The 19,014-nt window shown below is 68.2% G+C and carries 17 protein-coding genes; 5 read left to right on the top strand and 12 right to left on the bottom strand.

All coding sequences use genetic code 11. The features are described from left to right. Positions 1 to 177: 177 nt before the first annotated feature. From groL to DIE16_RS24740, 11 genes are all read right to left on the bottom strand, one after another. A complete protein-coding gene (gene groL, locus DIE16_RS24795) occupies positions 178 to 1,818 on the bottom strand; it encodes a chaperonin GroEL (RefSeq protein ID WP_044846298.1) in 1,641 nt (546 codons plus the stop codon). A gap of 46 nt (positions 1,819 to 1,864) precedes the next feature. Continuing rightward, positions 1,865 to 2,158, bottom strand: a complete 294-nt coding sequence (gene groES, locus DIE16_RS24790; RefSeq protein ID WP_014897904.1) for a co-chaperone GroES — start codon at positions 2,156 to 2,158, stop codon at positions 1,865 to 1,867. A gap of 373 nt (positions 2,159 to 2,531) precedes the next feature. Beyond that, complete coding sequence (locus tag DIE16_RS24785; RefSeq protein ID WP_124488740.1) at positions 2,532 to 3,041, bottom strand: SRPBCC family protein; 510 nt, start codon at positions 3,039 to 3,041, stop codon at positions 2,532 to 2,534. Between the two features lie 33 nt (positions 3,042 to 3,074). Beyond that, positions 3,075 to 3,707, bottom strand: coding sequence for a DUF1571 domain-containing protein (locus tag DIE16_RS24780; protein ID WP_124522837.1), 633 nt, complete (start codon positions 3,705 to 3,707; stop codon positions 3,075 to 3,077). Beyond that, on the bottom strand, positions 3,704 to 4,117 hold the full coding sequence (locus DIE16_RS24775) for a quinol oxidase (protein WP_124488738.1): 414 nt from the start codon (positions 4,115 to 4,117) through the stop codon (positions 3,704 to 3,706). Before DIE16_RS24775 ends, DIE16_RS24780 begins: the two co-directional genes overlap by 4 nt. Positions 4,118 to 4,145: 28 nt before the next feature. Continuing rightward, entirely contained in the window at positions 4,146 to 4,931 is a 786-nt protein-coding gene (locus DIE16_RS24770; RefSeq protein ID WP_409364363.1) for an anti-sigma factor family protein, read from the bottom strand. Continuing rightward, the gene (locus DIE16_RS24765; RefSeq protein WP_044846302.1) at positions 4,931 to 5,446 is read right to left on the bottom strand and encodes a sigma-70 family RNA polymerase sigma factor; all 516 of its coding nucleotides are present in this window, start codon (positions 5,444 to 5,446) and stop codon (positions 4,931 to 4,933) included. The genes DIE16_RS24770 and DIE16_RS24765 overlap by 1 nt, the downstream gene beginning before the upstream one ends. A 46-nt stretch (positions 5,447 to 5,492) precedes the next feature. Further along, positions 5,493 to 5,852 carry a hypothetical protein gene (locus tag DIE16_RS24760; RefSeq protein ID WP_124488735.1) on the bottom strand — a complete coding sequence of 120 codons (360 nt, stop codon included), beginning with the start codon at positions 5,850 to 5,852 and terminating at the stop codon, positions 5,493 to 5,495. A gap of 277 nt (positions 5,853 to 6,129) precedes the next feature. Beyond that, a complete protein-coding gene (locus DIE16_RS24755; RefSeq protein WP_124893587.1) occupies positions 6,130 to 8,217 on the bottom strand; it encodes a hypothetical protein in 2,088 nt (695 codons plus the stop codon). Between the two features lie 479 nt (positions 8,218 to 8,696). Then, positions 8,697 to 9,941, bottom strand: coding sequence for an FAD-binding oxidoreductase (locus DIE16_RS24745; protein ID WP_124893586.1), 1,245 nt, complete (start codon positions 9,939 to 9,941; stop codon positions 8,697 to 8,699). A gap of 67 nt (positions 9,942 to 10,008) precedes the next feature. Beyond that, the gene (locus tag DIE16_RS24740; RefSeq protein ID WP_124893585.1) at positions 10,009 to 10,788 is read right to left on the bottom strand and encodes an ABC transporter substrate-binding protein; all 780 of its coding nucleotides are present in this window, start codon (positions 10,786 to 10,788) and stop codon (positions 10,009 to 10,011) included. 380 nt (positions 10,789 to 11,168) lie between these two features. Between DIE16_RS24740 and DIE16_RS24735 the strand changes: the two genes are divergently transcribed. The 5 genes from DIE16_RS24735 to DIE16_RS24715 all read left to right on the top strand — a co-directional run bounded on the left by DIE16_RS24735 (position 11,169) and on the right by DIE16_RS24715 (position 16,557). Continuing rightward, positions 11,169 to 12,131: an ornithine cyclodeaminase family protein gene (locus tag DIE16_RS24735; RefSeq protein ID WP_124893584.1), complete on the top strand. Its 963-nt coding sequence runs from the start codon at positions 11,169 to 11,171 to the stop codon at positions 12,129 to 12,131. Continuing rightward, complete coding sequence (locus DIE16_RS24730) at positions 12,128 to 12,922, top strand: transcriptional regulator (protein ID WP_124488731.1); 795 nt, start codon at positions 12,128 to 12,130, stop codon at positions 12,920 to 12,922. The genes DIE16_RS24735 and DIE16_RS24730 overlap by 4 nt, the downstream gene beginning before the upstream one ends. 267 nt (positions 12,923 to 13,189) lie before the next feature. Beyond that, the gene (locus DIE16_RS24725) at positions 13,190 to 13,924 is read left to right on the top strand and encodes a DsbA family oxidoreductase (protein WP_124893583.1); all 735 of its coding nucleotides are present in this window, start codon (positions 13,190 to 13,192) and stop codon (positions 13,922 to 13,924) included. 126 nt (positions 13,925 to 14,050) lie between these two features. Next, positions 14,051 to 15,490 (top strand): DHA2 family efflux MFS transporter permease subunit, encoded by a 1,440-nt coding sequence (locus DIE16_RS24720; RefSeq protein ID WP_124488729.1) that lies wholly within the window; start codon positions 14,051 to 14,053, stop codon positions 15,488 to 15,490. A gap of 278 nt (positions 15,491 to 15,768) precedes the next feature. Next, entirely contained in the window at positions 15,769 to 16,557 is a 789-nt protein-coding gene (locus tag DIE16_RS24715; RefSeq protein WP_124522827.1) for a sulfite exporter TauE/SafE family protein, read from the top strand. Between the two features lie 377 nt (positions 16,558 to 16,934). On the opposite strand, the gene DIE16_RS24710 is transcribed toward DIE16_RS24715, so the two are convergent. Continuing rightward, entirely contained in the window at positions 16,935 to 18,770 is a 1,836-nt protein-coding gene (locus tag DIE16_RS24710) for a S10 family peptidase (protein ID WP_124893582.1), read from the bottom strand. Positions 18,771 to 19,014 lie beyond the last annotated feature (244 nt).

Below are 19,014 nucleotides of genomic sequence, written 5' to 3'. Positions count from 1 at the left end.
CGGCGGCCCCGCGCCGCCGTTGCACGCGGCTCACCCTCGCGCGGGGGCGGCAGGTCCGCCGCCGAATGTCCGCCCCTTTTTGCGCGCACATAAAAAAAGACCCGCATCGCTGCGGGTCTTTTTCTTTGGCTGGAACGCGCATCGCTGCGCGCCCCGGACACCATCGACCGAAGTCGATTACATGTCCATGCCCATGCCGCCCATGCCGCCCGGCATGCCGCCCGGCATCGGTGCATCTTCCTTCGGCAGTTCTGCGACAGCTGCGTCCGTCGTCAGCAGCAGGCCTGCAACCGAAGCTGCGTTCTGCAGCGCGGTGCGCGTGACCTTGGTCGGGTCGACGACGCCGGCTTCAACCATGTCGACGTACTCGCCCGTTGCTGCGTTGTAGCCGTAGTTGCCCGTGCCTGCAGCCACTGCCGCCACCACGACGCTCGCTTCTTCGCCGCCGTTCGTGACGATCTGGCGCAGCGGCTCTTCCATTGCGCGCAGCACGATCTTGATGCCGGCGTTCTGGTCGGCGTTCGCGCCGGTCAGGCCTGCGATCGCGGTGCGAGCGCGGATCAGCGCAACGCCGCCGCCTGCCACGATGCCTTCTTCCACAGCTGCGCGCGTTGCGTGCAGTGCGTCTTCGACACGTGCCTTCTTTTCCTTCATTTCGACTTCGGTCGCAGCACCGACCTTGATCACTGCCACGCCGCCGGCCAGCTTGGCCACGCGCTCTTGCAGCTTTTCACGGTCGTAGTCCGACGTCGCTTCTTCGATTTGCGTGCGAACTTGCTTGACGCGCGCTTCGATGTTCACGGCTTCGCCTGCGCCGTCGATGATCGTCGTGTTTTCCTTGCCCACTTCGATGCGCTTCGCCTGGCCCAGTTCTGCCAGCGTTGCCTTCTCGAGCGTCAGACCGGTTTCTTCCGCGACGACTTGACCGCCGGTCAGGATCGCGATGTCTTCCAGCATCGCCTTGCGACGATCGCCGAAGCCCGGCGCCTTGACCGCAACGGTCTTCAGGATGCCGCGGATGTTGTTGACGACCAGCGTTGCGAGCGCTTCGCCTTCGACGTCTTCTGCGATGATCAGCAGCGGACGGCCAGCCTTCGCGACTTGCTCGAGCACCGGCAGCAGATCACGGATGTTCGACACCTTCTTGTCGTGCAGCAGCACGAACGGGTTGTCGAGGACGGCAACTTGCTTGTCCGGGTTGTTGATGAAGTACGGCGACAGGTAGCCGCGGTCGAACTGCATGCCTTCGACGACGTCGAGTTCGTCAGCCAGCGACTTGCCGTCTTCGACGGTGATCACGCCTTCCTTGCCGACCTTGTCCATCGCTTCAGCGATGCGATCGCCGATCGACGTGTCGCTGTTCGCCGAGATCGAGCCGACCTGTGCGATTTCCTTGTTCGTCGTGCACGGCTTGCTGATCTTCTTCAGCTCTTCGACAGCCGCTGCGACTGCCTTGTCGATGCCGCGCTTCAGGTCCATCGGGTTCATGCCCGATGCGACGTACTTCATGCCTTCGCGAACGATCGATTGCGCGAGGACGGTTGCCGTCGTCGTGCCGTCGCCTGCGTTGTCGCTGGTCTTGGAAGCGACTTCCTTGACCATTTGCGCGCCCATGTTCTGGAGCTTGTCCTTCAGCTCGATTTCCTTCGCGACCGACACACCGTCCTTGGTGACCGTCGGGCCGCCGAAGCTGCGCTCGAGCACGACGTTGCGGCCCTTCGGACCCAGCGTGACCTTGACTGCGTTGGCGAGAATGTTCACGCCTTCGACCATCTTCGAACGGGCGGAATCGCCGAATACGACGTCTTTAGCTGCCATCTTCTAACTCCTTGAATTCTTGGGAATATGTACCGTCGGTGGACGCTTACTGCGCGTTGACCACGGCCATGATGTCTTCTTCGCGCATGACCAGCAGTTCCTGGCCGTCGACCTTGACGGTCTGACCAGCGTACTTGCCGAACAGCACGCGATCGCCGACCTTCACGTCGAGCGCGATCGCCGCGCCCTTGTCGTCGCGCTTGCCCGGGCCGACCGCGAGGATCTCGCCTTGATCCGGCTTCTCAGCAGCAGCTTCGGGGATCACGATGCCCGAGGCGGTCTTGGTTTCCTGATCCAGGCGCTTGACGATCACGCGATCGTGCAAAGGACGAAGGTTCATATTCACTCCTCTCTTGACTGAGATTGAAGAACGCTTAGGGAATCTGCCCGGCGGGTCGCCCGGCAGAGAATTGTTAGCACTCTCGTGCAGCGAGTGCTAATTATATGGACGGGTTTTGACAAATTCAAGAAGGGGAGCGGGAGGTTTTTTCGTGCGGGGCGGAACGGCGAGAAAACGGGGATAAATCAAGAAAGATCATTCAAAACAATCACATACACATCAACCCCGCACACCGGGAGCGGACGGGGATACGGGATATCCCGACCATCGCCCCAATTTGACACGGGGCAGGCACCGAGTTCCCGCGGTCGTCCGGTATCGCATGAAAAGGGCCGCTCGGACGCCAACGAGGCCGGGACAGACCGCGAGATCGTCACATGTCAGGACAGCCGGCGACCGGCTGGAACGTCCGGCCGTCGGTCTCGACCGTCGCGCCCAGCCGGCGCGCGAGCCCTTTTGCGCCTTCGCGCATCACGACATCGTGATTCCAGGCGAACAGCGGGCGCGCGACCGGCTCCAGCCAGTTCATCCAGCGCTCGCGCGTGCGGATGTGCCAGTCGTAGCGCACGACGGTGCGCGTGCCGTCGCCGGCGAACGACCAGCAGCCGTCGCCTTCGATCGCGCCGCTCGCGCGGCCTTCGAGCGCATGCAGCCGCTCGACGCGCAGCACGCGCATGTCGAAGGTCAGCCGGTACGGCAACGCGCCTTTCCACGTGTAGCGCTGCAGCGCGCCGACGCCGCGCGCATCGCCGGGTTCGATCTCGACGGTCCGCACGGCGCTCTTCCACCAGTCGGGCCAGCGATCGACCTGGTAGATCGCGTCCCAGACCGCCGCGAGCGGCGCGTCCACGCGCCACGTCGTCGAAAACCGGTATTCCGCCATGCTGCCTCCGGCATGAGTCGTCGGGATCAGGAATCAGGGGGAGAAAAAGCGGGCGGGAAACGCGACGTCGATCTCGACGTCGTCGAGCGTGACCGTCTCGAGCGGCGCGCCGTCGTCGTCCGCGAAGCTGACCACCTTCAGCGGAAAGCCGTCCTCGGTGTCCAGCCACAGACGATAGCGATGCACGCCGTCGACCACGTGCGCGGGTGCGCCCGTCACCGACACGCGCAGCGTGGTGCGGCCGCCGACGGTTTCCTGGCCCTCCGTCACCGTCGCACCGCCCTGCTGCAGCGCATGCACGTTGCGCAGCAGCACGCCGACGTCCGACCGGTCGACGCGATGGCCGCTGCGATTGCGCAGGAGCGGATTGGACGGCGACAGCGTCAACGCGGGCAGCGCATGCTCGCCGAACGGGCGCAGCCGGACCTTGCCGTCGCCGGGATCGTACGCGAGCACCGCGCCGTGATGCGGCGACACGAAGTCCATCCGGACGAAACCGGGTTTCAGGTACGCATAGTGGAATTCGGCGTGCTCGCCGCTTCGCGCCGACGAGCGGATCGTCGCGCGGTACGAGTGGACCTGGTCGAAATGCGTCTGCGCGACGGTCACGGGATCGGCTGTCATGCTCGCTCCTATCAGGCTCGCGGCCAGCAACGCGGCGATCACGGCGCCGCCTCGACGTCGAGCACGCCTTCCATTCCGCGCTCGCGATGACTGCGCAAGAACAGCAGCCGATGCGTGCAATAGTAGGCGAAGCGGCCGGGCGTCGTCGGCGTGAAGCGCAACGTGCGCGGCGTCGTGCCGAGTTCGGTGCGCACCGCGATGCCGGCCTGCGGCGCGTCGATCGCGAAACTGTGCGGCACGACGCCCGGTTCGGCCGATACGGTCAGCTCCACCGGCACGTGCGCGCGGACGATCACGTGGTTCGGGCGAAAGAAATAGCTGCCGCCGACGATCGCCACCCGCTGCACGCCGTCGGCGTCGACCGGCACGCGCACCGGGGCATCGCCGTCCGCCCGCGCGAGCCCGGCGCATGCCGCGAGCGCCACCGTCACCATCGCCACCTTCGCGTTCATCATTGGCTCCCTGCGGATGCCGCGTGCATCATCCCTTCCACGCGTCGGTCGGCCCGCCGAGCGCGCCGCATGCCTCGATCGCGAGTTCGCGCAGGCGTCGTTCGTCGGCGCGCCCGGAGAGCGCAAAACCCATGCCGCGATCCGACCAGAAATACGTATGGCGGCCGTCGGCCGACATCGCCTGGGGCGCGAAACGCCGCGCGTCGTAGGCCGTCATGTAGAGCGTCACGCGCTTGCCGTCCGCGCGCTGGTACATGAGTTGCGCCGCCGGCCCCGCGTCGCCCGGCAGCAGCCGGCCGCCCAGCAATGCATAGCCGTATTCGTCGAGCGACGGCGCGCGCACGGGCCGCCCGAGACGCGCGGACAACCACGCGGCAAGACGCGCCGGATCGCGTGCGTCGACCTCGACCGGATGCTCCCGCTCGGCCGCGTACACGGCGTAAGCGACGTCCGCGCGTGCGGCGAATGCCGGCTCCGCGCCGAACGTCGTCCAGCCCGCGTGCAGCGCGATGCCGATCACCAGCCCGGCCGCCAGCCCCGCGAACGCATAGGCAAGGCCACGCCAGCGCGGCGCGCGCCGCTGCACGAACAGCGCGGGTGCGGCAGCCGGCAGCGGGAACAGCGCGTGCAACGCATCGCGCTGCGCGCCGTAATGCGCGAACCGGTCGGCCTCCCGCGAATCGGACCGCAGCCGCTCGAGCACCTCGCGGCGCTCCTGCCCGGACAGCTCGCCGTCGAGCAGCGCCGACAGCAGCTGGGCCGACACGGCATCGTCCCGATCGTTCGAAGGTTTGCGCGGATCGTCGTCGTCCATCATGTCTTCCCGATCACCCGTAACGCGGCCGCGCCGTGCGCCGGCGGCTCGCCGGACAACAGCGCACGCATCTGTTCACGCGCCCGTGACAGCCGCGACATCACAGTCCCCACCGGCACGCCGAGCACCTGTGCGGCGTCGCGGTAACTCAGCTCCTCGAGCGCCACCAGCAGCAGCACCTCGCGCTGCTCGACCGGCAGCCGGTACAGCGCGCGCTGCACGTCGCGCAGCAGCAGGCCGCCGATCTCGTCGTTCGGCGCGGCCATCGTCTGCCACGGCGCGGTCGCATCGTCGACCGCGATCTCGCGCCGCGCGCGCAACTGGTCGATGAAGCGGTGGCGCAGCAGCGTCAGCAGCCACGCGCGCAGGTTGCCGCCGTCACGCGGCGGCCGGTTCAGCGCGCGTTCCAGCGTGTCCTGCACGAGATCGTCCGCCCAGGCCCGATCGCCCGTCAGCGCGCGCGCATAACGGGTGAGATGCGGCAGCCACACCAGCAGGTCCGATTCGTAGCTCATCCGGATGCCTTGCGCGTCGCCGCGCCGTCAGCCCGTCAGTCCGTTCTCATGGGCGCGCGACGTGCCACATGCCGCCGACGCCGTCACCGCCCGCGTCACCGGCCTTGTGGTCCATCTTCCAGCGGTACAGCGGACGGCCGCGGTACGCCCATTGCTTCTTGCCGTCGTCGCGCGTGACGAGGCTCAGTGCGCCCGACGCCTTGTCGTATCCGTCGGCGAGCGCAGGCGGCCAGTTGGCCGCGCAGGTGCCGGTGCACGTGCTCTTGCCCGGCGCGTCGTGATCGAACACGTACAGCGTCATGTGATCTTCGTCGACCAGTTTCCCGTCACCGGCCTGCGGCGGCTCGGCGGCCGCGGGCCGCACGATCGCGGCCATCAGCGCGATGGCGAACAGCATCGTCTTCATTCCCGTTCTCCTTGGCATGGCATCGCGGCACGGCGGCGCCGGACGGGACGTCGACTACGTCATGACCATTATCCCGCTGTCCGGCTGCGCCGCGACTCGGTAAGTAAACGGACGAATCCGGCCGGTTATTCCATTCCGCCCCGCAATTCAGTGCCATTCCTCCCGTGAGACAGACCGGGAACCCCAAAAAAAACGCGGCATGACATTGCTGTCATGCCGCGTTGTGCGACCCGTTGCGCGCGGCAGGCGATGAACCGTCGCCGCGCGCGCCGGCCGGTTACCTCGGCAATGCGCCCGTCACCGCCTGCAGCAGCGTCGACACCGGTGCGAGCGGGTTGTTCGCCGAGTTGTTGCCCGAGTGCGGCGTGACCGACAGGCTCGGCGTGGAACCCAGCGCCGTGCCCAGCGTCGTGCCGGCCGCATTGACGACCGTCGCCGTCGCGTTGCCGCCCGTCGACAGCAGCGAACCGGCTGCCCCCGCCGTGCTGCCCGCCGCGCTCGCGCCCGAGCCGAGCAGGCTGCCGCCCGCTGCAGCCGTCGAACCGGCCGCGCCCGACAACGCGCCGGCCGCCTGCCCGAGGGCCGCCGGACCGTTCGCCAGGGCCCCCGTCACCGAACCGAGCGCACCGGTCAGCGCGGCGGCCGGGTTGCTGCCGCCGGTCAGGCCGCTGACGAGGTTCGTGATCGGCGCGATCGGGCTGCTGCCGCCTGCGCCCGACAGCGTGCCGACGACCTGGTTCACGACGCCCTGCACCGGCGCCAGCGGGTTCGTGCCGCCGAGGCTGCCGAGTGCGCCCGTCACCGAACTGACCGCGTTGCTCAGTGCGCCGGCCGGGTTGCTGCCGCCGAGCGTACCGACCACCTGGTTCACGACGCCCTGTACCGGGGCCAACGGGTTCGTGCCGCCGAGGTTGCCGAGTGCGCCCGTGACCGAGCTGACCGCGTTGCCCAGTGCGCCGGCCGGGTTGCTGCCGCCGAGCGTGCCGACGACCTGGTTCACGACGCCCTGTAGCGGCGCCAGCGGGTTCGTGCCGCCGAGGTTGCCGAGTGCGCCCGTGACCGAGTTGACCGCGTTGCCCAGTGCGCCGGCCGGGTTGCCGCCCGTCGGCAGCGCGTTTTGCAGGCCGCTGACGAGGTTCGTGATCGGCGCGATCGGGCTGCCGCCGCCGGCGCCCGATAGCGTGCCGACGACCTGGTTCACGACGCCTTGTACCGGCGCCAGCGGGTTCGTGCCGCCGAGGCTGCCGAGCGCGCCCGTCACCGAGTTCACAGCGTCCGTCAGTGCGCTGGCCGGGTTGCCATTGCCGAGCGTGCCGGCGAGTTGCGTGACGGCGCCTTGCACCGGGGCCAGCGGGCTCGACGCGCCACCGATGTTGCCGAGCGTACCCGTGATCGTATTGACCGCGTTGCTCAGCGCACCAGCCGGATTGCCGCTGCCCAGCGTGCCCGTGACCTGGTCGACGACGTTCTGGATCGGCGCCAGCGGGTTCGTGCCGCCAACGTTGCCGAGTGCACCCGTCACCGTGCCGAGGGCGCCGGTCAGCGCGCTGGCCGGGTTGCCGCCGCCGACGTTGCCGAGTGCACCCGTCACCGTGCCGAGGGCGCCGGTCAGTGCGCCGGCCGGGTTGCCGCCGCCGAGGTTGCCGAGTGCACCCGTCACCGTGCCGAGAGCACCGGTCAGTGCGCCGGCCGGGTTGCCGCCGCCGACGCTGCCGAGCGCACCCGTCACCGTGCCGAGGGCGCCGGTCAGTGCGCCGGCCGGGTTGCCGCCGCCGACGCTGCCGAGCGCACCCGTCACCGTGCCGAGGGCGCCGGTCAGCGCGCCGGCCGGGTTGCCACCACCGAGCGCCCCCGTCACTTGATTGACGACACCTTGAACCGGCGCCAGCGGATTCGCACCGCCGCCGACGTTACCCAGCCCGCCCGTCACCGTGCCGACCGCATTGCTCAACGTCCCCGTCGCCGTATTCAGCGCGCCGCTCAACGCACCGGCCGGGTTGCCGCCACCGAGCGCTCCCGTCACCTGGTTCACCACGCCTTGTACCGGCGCGAGGGGCGTCACCGCGCCGCCACCGCCGCCGAGCGCGCCCTGCAGCGCGTTCACCGCGCCCGACAACGCCTGCGCCGGATTGCCCAGCGACGTCTGAATCGCGCCGGCCCCACCCGTCGCAACGGTGACCGAACCCAGCGGCGACGTGCCGGTCGCGGCCAGCCCGATCGATACGCTGTTGGTCGGCGGATTCACGACGACTTGCGGAATCGGCAGCGCATCGAGCGGCCCGGCGACAGCCGAACCGGAAACCAGTACCCCGAACACCGTCGTGACCGACAGCGCCACACCCGTCAATTTAAAGTTTTGTCTCATCCTTACCCCATCTCGTTGGCACTACGTTGATAAAGCATGGGGATCGATTGCACGAAGTGTGCCATCCGGATAAAACGGATTGATTCGTTGGCCTATTGCAAGCCAATAACGGTTTTATATGGATTTCCGGGTAAATAAACGGGTCGCGCAGCCGCAATCATCTGACGATAAATGTGTCGGGAGCGCGGATGTAACGTAACGTTTGCGAGGCCGGAAGTAACGTGTTCCGGTACATCCCGGGTCACATCGGAACGTCCGTTGCGAAACGTCGCCGGATGGCCCGGACGGACCGCCTGCTTCGCATTTCATCTTCATGAAATTTCATTAATAAATCGCGTGTTTTCTGTTTTGCTTATTTCGCGATTTCTTTCCGGTCAATTGCGCAGATCATTTCCGGCTGCAAGACTTCACTCAATACGGACAGCCGAATGAAAAACTGTGACGGCCGCACACGCGGCGGCCGTCGTATCGCAACGGGTTCAGTCGAAGCGCGCGGGCCGGTACGGATGGGGATCGATGAAGGTCGGCGCGCCCGTCATCATCTCGGCGAGCAGACGCCCGGTCGCGGGGCCGAGCGTGAGCCCGTGGTGACAGTGGCCGAACGCGAACCACAGATGACGATGGCGCGGCGCAGGCCCGATCACGGGCCGCATGTCGGGCGTGCACGGCCGCATCCCGAGCCACGGCGCCGGATCGAGCCGCTCGCCGATGCCGAACGCGTCGCGCGCCAGCGGCTCTGCACGCGCGAGCTGCACGCCGGTCGGCGGCGCGCCGCGCAACGCGATCTCGACGCCGGTCGTAAGCCGCAGGCGGCCGCCTTCCATCGGCGCGACGACGAAACCCTCCTCGGTATCGCACACGGGCACGTTCAGCGGCGCGCGGGTCGGCCGGTAATGCATGTGATAGCCGCGCTTCGCGCGCAGCGGAATCCGGTAGCCGAGCGGCGCGAACACGTGATCGGACCACGGCCCGAGCGCAACCACGGCCGAACGGGCCGCAATCGGCCCGTGCTCGGTATCGACCTGCCAGCCGTCGCGCACCTGCGCGAGCGTCGTCGCGTCGCCGCGTACGAACGTGCCGCCGTCGCGCTCGAACAGCCGCGCGTACGCCTTCGTGAGGCCGCCGGGGCTCGACACCGTCTTCGGGTCCTGCCAGTGGAATGCGCCGCAGAACGCGTCGCCGATGCCGGGCTCGCGTTCGCGCAACGCGCGCGCGTCGAGCACACTCATCCGCAACCCGTGCGCGTCGGCCACCCGCTGCTGCGCGCGCGTTTCCGCGTCGAACAGCGCGGGCGAGCGGAACGCCTCGATCCACCCGCCGTCATGCACGAGCGGCTGCGCGTCGGTGCGCGCGAGCAGCGCGTCGTGCTCGACGACGCTCGCCGCGACGAGCGGCAGCATGTCGCGTGCGGCGGCCGCGAGCCGCTGCGGCGACGATTCGCGCCAGAAACGCGCAAGCCAGCCCGCATACGCGGGCAATGCTTTGTAGTCCCAATAGAGATCGACCGAGCGGTTGCGTGCGTAGCGCAGCAGCGTGCCGAGCCGGCGCGGGAACGCGTACGGCACGACCGACGAGCGCTCGATCAGCCCCGCATTGCCGTGGCTCGTTTCCTCGCCGGGCGCGCGCCGGTCGACGAGCGCGACACGCAGCCCGCGATCCTGCAGATGCAGCGCCGACGACACGCCGACGATGCCGGCCCCCAGAACGATGACGTCGAAATCCATGCTTCCCCGTACTGCGTCGAGATTCGGTGCGACGCGCGCCGGCACCGCGGCCGGCGCGCGGCCTGGCTTACTTCGCGACGATGTCGCGCTTGAAATACTTCTGCGACAGCGCGCTCAGCGTGCCGTCCTTCTTCAGCGCGTCGAGCGCGCCGACGATCTTCGCCTGCAGCGCCTTGTCGCCCTTGCGCAACCCGAAGCCGGTGCCTTCGCCGAGCGTCGCGGGATCCTTCAGCGGCTCGCCGACGATCTGGTAGTCGCGGCCGGCCGGCTTGTCGAGGAAACCGTCCTGCGCGGTCTGCGCTTCCTGCACGGCCGCGTCGAGACGACCGGCGACGAGATCGGCATAGATCTGGTCCTGGTCCTGATACGACACGACGTCCACGCCCGCATTGGCCCAGTGCGCCTTCAGGAAATCCTCCTGCGACGAGCCCTGCAGCACGCCGACGTGCTTGCCGCGCAGGCTCGCGGCATCGGGCCGCAGCGGCGAGCCGCGGTGCGCGACCATCACGATCGGCACCACGTAGATCGCCGGCGTGAAATCGATGCTCTGCTTGCGCTTCGCGGTGATGTTCATCGCCGAATTGATCGCGTCGAACTTGCGCGCCTGCAGCGCCGGGATCAGCCCGTCGAACGCATTCTCGACCCACACGCAATTCATGTTCAGCTTCGCGCAGACGGCATTGCCGACGTCGACGTCGAAACCCTGCAGCTGGCCGGCCGGCGTCTTGCTCTCGAACGGCGGATAGGCGGCTTCGATCCCGAAGCGCAGCGTGGTCTGTTCCGCGTGGGCGGTGACGGCCGCGCACGCAAGCGCCGCGACGGCGCAGAGGGAAAGCTTCCAGTTCATGACGATGTCCTTCGATTCCGGATTGAGGCGATGAAGACCGTTCGCGCGACGCCGTCGCCGGGCGCCGGATCGGCATGCGATGCATGCCGGCCGCCGGGCGGCAACATGCCGGTCCGCATGTGAAATATAGACTCTTAGTCTACTATAGACTATAGGGGATACGATAATCACGGCCTCGCTGCTGCCCATCGAGATTCCGTCGATTACGCAAAATGCCTTTGATTCATCGATGTTTTTTCGACTGACAGTGGCTCGGGCCTGTCCTGAAAAGAAAAATTCACCCGACTTATTTTGTCTATATTAGACTTTTAATCCATCACGAACACCGCCGGACGCCCGCTTTCGAGACTGTCCTGTCCGGCCCCGACCGGAGAAGTTCCATGACGCAACCCGCCCCGACCCTGCCGCTGACCGTCGACGAAGCCGCGGTGCGCGCGGCGCTGCCGTCGCTCGACGTGCTCGGCACGCTGCGCCGCATGTTCGCGTCGCTCGCCTCGGCCCGCGCGGTGCAGCCGCCGCAAACCCTCACGCTGTTCCCCGAGCAGGCCGGCGATTTCATCACGTATCTCGGCGCACTCGCCGACGAGCAAGTGTTCGGCGCGAAGCTGTCGCCATACGTCGTGACGGGCGGCAAACCGATCGTCACGGCGTGGACCGCGCTGATGTCGATGCGCACCGGCCAGCCGCTGATGTGGTGCGACGCGGGGCTGCTGACGGTCGAGCGCACGGCCGGCACGACGGCGCTCGCGGTCGACTGCCTCGCGCCGCGCGATGCGCGCCGGCTCGCCGTGATCGGCGCGGGCGCGGTGGGCCTCGCACATCTGCGCCATACGGCGACATTGCGCGACTGGGCATCGATCAGCGTCCATTCGCCCGCGCTCGCCGGCGACCCGGCGCTGCAGGCGACACTCGCGCGGATCGATCCGCGCGCCCGTGCGGCCGCCAGCGTCGAGGCGTGCGTGCGCGACGCGGACGTCGTGATGCTGTGCACGTCGTCGGGCACGCCGGTGCTCGCCGACGGCATGCTCACGCGCCCCGCGCTCGTCACCTCGATCAGCACCAACGTCGCGCGCGCGCACGAGATCCCGCCGGCATGGTTGCCCGACATGGACGTGTACTGCGACTACCGGCACACGACGCCCACGAGCGCGGGCGAGATGCAGATCGCGGCGGCCGGGCACGGCTGGACGCCGGAGCGGATCGTCGGCGACCTGCCCGCGCTCGTCGCAGGCACCTGCGCGGCGCCGTCGCGCACGCGTCACGCGTTCTTCCGCTCGATCGGCCTCGGGCTCGAGGACATCGCGATCGCACACGCGCTGTACATGCATCTGACGCGCGCATGAGCGGCACGCGCACGCGGGGCCGATACAATGGCGCAACCGCCGCGGCGGCAGCGCGGGGGCGCACGGGCGAGCCGGTGGACGGCACGCCGGCGCGCCGTGCCGACGCACCGCCCGGCTCCCGCTCACCCGAGATGGCGATTCCGATGCGCAAGAAGCAATCCCCCGTCAAAGACCTGCTACTCACCCGCTACGCACCGATCGCCGACGGCATCGCGGCGCTGTTCTTCCCGTACGCGGAAGTCGTGATCCACGACCTGCACGACCAGACCGTGCTGTACCTCGCGAACAACCTGTCGAAGCGCGAGGTCGGCGACGATTCGGCGCTCGAGGAAATCGATCATTCGGCGCGCGAGCGCGTGATCGGCCCGTACGAGAAACTGAACTGGGACGGCCGGCGCATGCGTTGCGTGAGCAACGTGCTGTTCGACGACGAAGGCCGGCCGGCCGGGATGATGTGCATCAACTTCAACATCGCGGTGTTCGACGACGTCCGCGCGACGCTCGACGTGTTCATCAAGGGCGCGGGCATCGTCGCGCAACCGGACGAGCTGTTCCGCGACGACTGGCAGGAGCGCATCAACACGTTCCTGCACGGCTGGCTGCGCGAGCGGCAGGTCGGCCTGAACGGCCTCACGCGCGAGCACCGGCGCGAGCTCGTCGAGGCGCTTTATGCGGAAGGCGCGTTCCGCGGCAAGAGCGCCGCGAACTACGTCGCGAACGTGCTCGGGATGGGGCGCGCGACCGTCTACAAGCACCTGAAGCATCTGAAGGAAACGCAGGGCGACGTGTGAGCGACCTGTGCTGCGGGCGTGGTTGCTTGGTCGCTTGGTCGCTTGGTCGCTTGGTCGCTTGGTCGCCAAGCTTGCCGCCTTCACCGTTCACAATCACTGACATCGGCCCCGCTACCGGTTCGCGCGGTCCGTGACTATGCTTCGTGATACGTCAGGGGCCGGCCCGTTCCACGCGGGCCAGCCCACGGCGAAGCATCGAAGCGTCGAAGCGTCGAAGCACAAAATGCTATAGTCCCGGTTACATTTATTTGCCGCCCCGGACCGCCCATGACGACCACCCCCGCCCCGACTGCCCGCCCGATCCTGACCGTCGAAATCTGGTCCGACCTGATCTGCCCGTGGTGCTGGATCGGCAAGCGCCGCTTCGACGAGGCGCTCGCCGCATTCGCGCACGCGGAGCACGTCGACGTCGCGTTGCGTGCGTACCGGCTGATGCCGGGCCAGCCGGTCGAACCGGTGGAGGCGATGCTCGCGGGCAAGTACCGGATGTCGCCCGCGCAGGTCGACCAGATGTTGCGCCAGGTGACCGACGCGGCAGCGAGCGTCGGGCTGAGCTACGACCTGCCCGGCACGTTCGTCGGCGACACGCTCGACGGCCATCGGCTCGTGAAGCTCGCGGAAGCCACCGGCCGCGCCCATGCGCTGACCGAGCGCCTGTACCGCGCCTATTTCTGCGAGCACGGCTCGCTGTTCGACCATGCGGCGCTGATCGACTTCGCGGTCGAAGCGGGGCTCGAGCGCTCGGCCGTCGAAGCCGTGCTGCGCAGCGATGCATACCGTGACGAAGTCGAGGCCGACATCGCGCGCGCCGCGCAGATCGGCGGACGCGGCGTGCCGCTGTTCGTGTTCGGCGGCCGCTACGCGGTATCGGGCGCGCAGCCGGCCGACGTGTTCGCGCAGGCGCTCGAGCAGGCATGGCGCGACGGCGCCATCGTCGAATTCGCCGGCGACGCCGCCGCCGCTTGCGGCCCCGACGGCTGCGAACTCCCGGCGCGCGGATAACGTCCGGCGCCGCGCGACACGCGCTGCCGCTATGCGTCGCTCCTGCCACAAACCGGCAGGAAGCGCACGCGAACGACGTCTACAATTCAGCCTTTCAAATAACTATCAGAGAGAAGGCTGCCAGCCATGACCCACGGGATCCACGGCGAGAAGCGCTGGTACGCGCTGATCGTCCTCTGCCTCGGCGTGCTGATGATCGTGCTCGACAGCACGATCGTAAACGTTGCACTGCCGTCGATCAGCACCGACCTCCATTTCACCGAGACGGCCCTCGTGTGGGTCGTCAACGCCTACCTGCTGACGTTCGGCGGCTGCCTGCTGCTCGGCGGCCGGCTCGGCGACCTGTACGGGCAGCGGCGCATGTTCCTCGCCGGCCTCGTCGTGTTCACGCTCGCGTCGCTCGCCTGCGGCCTCGCGCAATCGCAGACGATGCTGATCGCCGCGCGCGCGGTGCAGGGCTTCGGCGGCGCGATCGTGTCGGCCGTGTCGCTGTCGCTGATCATGAACCTGTTCACCGAGCCGGGCGAACGGGCGCGCGCGATGGGCGTCTACGGTTTCGTCTGCGCGGGCGGCGGCAGCATCGGCGTGCTACTCGGCGGGCTCTTGACGAGCACGCTGTCGTGGCACTGGATCTTCCTCGTCAACCTGCCGATCGGCATCGCCGTCTATGCGATGTGCGTCGCGCTGCTGCCGCGCCTGCGCGCGCCGGCCGGCGCCGCGCGGCTCGACGTCGCGGGCGCGATCACCGTGACCGCGTCGCTGATGCTCGCGGTCTACGGGATCGTCGGCGGCAACGAGGCCGGCTGGCTGTCTACGCAAACAGTCGTGCTGATCGGCGCGGCCGTCGTGCTGCTCGCGCTGTTCGTCGCGATCGAGGCGCGCGTCGCGCATCCGCTGATGCCGCTCACGCTGTTCGCCGCGCGCAACGTCGCGCTCGCGAACGTGATCGGCGTGCTGTGGGCGGCCGCGATGTTCGCGTGGTTCTTCCTGTCCGCGCTCTACATGCAGCGCGTGCTCGGCTACGGACCGCTGCAGGTCGGGCTCGCGTTCCTGCCGGCGAACCTGATCATGGCCGCGTTCTCGCTCGGGCTGTCGGCGCGGATCGTGATGCGTTTCGGCATCCGCGGCCCGATCGCCGCCGGCCTGCTGATCGCGGCGTGCGGCCTCGCGCTGTTCGCGCGCGCGCCGGCCGACGGCAGCTTCGTCTGGCACGTGCTGCCGGGCATGACGCTGCTCGGCATCGGCGCGGGCGTCGCGTTCAATCCGGTGCTGCTCGCCGCGATGAGCGACGTCGATCCGGCCGATTCGGGGCTCGCGTCGGGCATCGTCAACACCGCGTTCATGATGGGCGGGGCGCTCGGCCTCGCCGTGCTCGCGAGCCTCGCGGCCGCGCGCACCGATGCGCTCGCGGCGGCACACGCCTCGCCGCTCGACGCGCTGAACGGCGGCTACCACGCCGCGTTCGCCGTCGGCGCCGCATTTGCGGCCGCGGCCGGGCTGCTCGGTCTCGCGCTGCGCATCCGCCGCCAGGACGCCGTTGCGGGCGCCGGCCCCGCGATGCATTGACGGCCGTCCGGCCTGAATCGGGGAGAGTTCCGCCCCGCCGCACCCGATGGCCCGCCATCGGCGTCGCAACCCGGCAACGCCGGCACGCCACCCCGCCCGGCCCGGCGCCTGTTCAAACGTTCGTTTGACCCGCCGGGAACGGCCCGTCCGGCGGGCCTTCCCGGCCGATTTTTAACGTAGTCGTACACCGAAGCGCCACTTTTGCGACAATGGCGGACTTTGATGCGCGCGCCGCGGCCGCGCGCCGCCGCCGAACGCCGCATAACCGCCTGCTTCCGATGTCGCTTCCCCATATCGATCTGCTGTACTCCCTGTCCGGCCTGTTCGTCGGCGTTCTCGTCGGCCTGACGGGCGTCGGCGGCGGTTCGCTGATGACGCCGATCCTCGTGCTGCTGTTCGGCGTCCACCCCGCGACGGCGGTCGGCACCGATCTGCTGTACGCGGCCGCGACCAAGGCCACCGGCACCCTCGTCCACGGACTGAAGGGGTCGATCGACTGGCGCATCACCGGCCGGCTCGCGGCCGGCAGCGTCCCGGCCGCGGCCGTCACGCTGTGGGTGCTGCACACGCACGGGATGAACTCGCCCGGCACCGCGCGAATGATCCAGCTGGTGCTCGGCATCGCGCTGCTGCTCACGTCGCTCGCACTGATCTTCCGCCCGCAGTTGACCGCGCTCGCCGCGCGCAACCCGCTCCCGCCGAATCCCGCGCGCACGTTCTGGTCGACCGTGCTGACGGGCGCCGTGCTCGGTGCGCTCGTGTCGATGACGTCGGTCGGCGCCGGCGCGATCGGCGTCACCGTGCTGTTGCTGCTGTACCCGCTGCTCGCGACCGCGCGCATCGTCGGCTCCGACATCGCGCACGCAGTGCCGCTCACGCTCGTCGCGGGCATGGGCCACTGGCTGCTCGGCTCGGTCGACTGGTCGATGCTGCTGTCGCTGCTGCTCGGCTCGCTGCCCGGCATCGTGCTCGGCAGCCTGCTGTCGGCGCGCGCGCCCGAGCGGCTGCTGCGCAACCTGCTCGCCTCGACGCTCGTCGCGGTCGGCGTGCGGCTCGTGCTCGCGTAAGCGGCGCAGCGGCCGCCCGCCACGGCGGACACCGCCATCTTCCCGCCCCTGACGGAAGAGATCGGCACGATTTGTCGGTGGAGAATTTCCCTCGATACAGGGACATGCATTCCCCTTTCGAGGATCAAGCCGCTGCGAATCTCACGCGGACCCGACAACGCCCCGTCGGTCGACGACTCACGGGCACCGTGGAAGCTCACAGCATCGCGAGCCGCATGCGCGATGTGATGCATGACCGGCCAGCACGCGCCGCCGGCTTCCCCCGCCGCAAAAAAACAGCCCGACCGGCCTGCGCCGATCGGGCTGTCGTCCATCCGGGGCCTCGCGAACTCGGGCCGCCCGGCCCACGGCCGGGCAGCGCAAGTCGCTCGCGATCCTTACTGCCCCTGCTGCTTCAACTGTTGCTGCTTCATCTGTTGCGTGCGCGCCTGCAGCTTCAGCACGCGCTGCAGCGCGGTACGGTTCGCGAGGATCCCGTCGTAGAAGTTGCCGAGGTCGCCCTTCAGCGCGGTCCGCGACGCGTCGTTCAGGTAAATCATGTGGCCCGACGGATAGTTCTTGATCGTCAGGTTCTGTGCCTTGAGCGTCGGATCGAGCGGCATCTGCGCGAGCGTCAGCTCGGTCTGGTGGAACGGCGTGACCGCATCGAAATAGCCGTTCGCCGACAGCACCTTCAGGTCCGGGTTCACGCTCATCGTCGCCGCGAGGTCACCGGCCGTGTACAGCGTATTGCCGCCGCCCCGGTTCGCGCCGGTCGGGTCGGTGTGGCTGAAGTCCCAGTTGTTGAAGACCTGGTCGTTCAGGTCCACGAACGACGACGTCGACGTGTACTTGAGGTCGGTGTTGATGTAGCTGTTCCACAGCACCGTGTACGCGCCGCCGACGTTCGTGATCGACGGATCGTTGCTGCCCGAGTTCGGCAGGATGTACGGCGCGATGCCCTTGCCCGTGAAGTTCGCGCGACCGTCGTACTGGCCGATCTGCGTGCCCGGCACGAGCGTCAGGAAGAACGTGTACGGCGGGTTGTCGTCCGACGACGGCACGTTGCCGAGCGCGGCCGGGTTGCCGAACGTCTGGATCAGCGACGTCGGATCCGTGCCGATGTACGCACCCATCTGCTGCGCGGTCTGCAGGTTCAGGTTCAGCCGCACGTTCACGAAGCCGCCGTCCTGCGGGTTCGGCTTCTGCGCGAGCGGCGCGAGCGTGTTGTCCGCGTAGTTGCGGGCCTGCACCATGTATGCGTCGAGATCGGTCGGCGTCGGGTTGAGCGTCGTCTTCTTCCAGTAGAACGCGTCGGCCGCGAGCGTCGGGAAGGTACCCGGCGCGGACAGCGCATTCGCATAGTCGAGGATCGACGACTGCAGCGTGATCCCGTTCAGGTCGATGCCGTCCTCATGCAGCACCCATGACACGACCGCGCTGCGCGCGGTGCCGTACGACTCGCCGTACAGGAACTTCGGCGAGTTCCAGCGCGAGTACTTGGTCAGGTAGCGCTGGATGAAGCGGTCGATCGAGCGTGCGTCCTGGTCGGTGCCCCAGAAATCCTTGTTCTTCGCCGGGGCGATCGCCGCCGAGTAGCCGGTGCCGACCGGGTTGATGAACACCAGGTCGGTGCGGTCGAGCAGGCTGTCCGGATTGTCGAGCAGCTTGTACGGGGCCGGCGGCGTGAAGTTCGGGAACGACGACTGCAGGCGCTTCGGCCCGTACGAGCCGAGCAGCAGGTAGACCGACGACGAGCCGGGGCCGCCGTTGTAGAAGAACGTGACCGGGCGCGGCTTCGACGGGTCCGGGTTGTCCTGCGTGTACGCGACGTAGAACATCTTCGCGTTCGGCGCCGACGTGATCGGGTCGATCGTGGTCAGGTGGCCGGTGGTGGCCGTGTACTGGACGGTCTTGCCGCCGATCGTGACCTGGCGGTGCACGACCGCGGCCCCTTCGGTCGAATCCGTGACCGCGTCGTTCGGCCCGGTGCCGTACACGTCGTTGTCGACGTACGGCTGGTCGGCCGGGACGGCGGCCGTTGCATTGGTGCTGGCCGACGTGCTGCCGTTCGACGTCGTCGCGGCTGCCGCGGTGGCGGCGGTCGGGCCCGCCCCGTCGTCGCCGCCGCATCCCGTGACGAGCAGCGCCGCGGCCGCGGCTGCGGCGAGCGGCACGCTCAGCGTCGTTCCAAATAGCGCGAAACCGTCTTTCAAGGACTTCAGTGTCGTCATTATTGCCTCTCGAACAGAACGATAAATACCGCCGGTCGCAAAGGATCATTTGCGCCGGCGCTCCGCACCGGGAGCGCATTCGTTTTGCGATGCACCCCGAGTTTTTTACCGCATCGGCGAATACCGACCGGCATGATTTACCCCACCCATATTCCGCGATCGCACAATGGAATCAATTCCATTGCAAACGACGATTCAATAATGTGCGGCACTGCGAATTCGCCCTCGCCATCCGCACGCGCGA

Source organism: Burkholderia sp. Bp9090 (assembly GCF_003857985.1).
Classification (GTDB): Bacteria; Pseudomonadota; Gammaproteobacteria; order Burkholderiales; family Burkholderiaceae; genus Burkholderia.
Note: the sequence above shows the minus strand (reverse complement) of the source record. Positions and strands in the feature narration are given on the sequence as shown.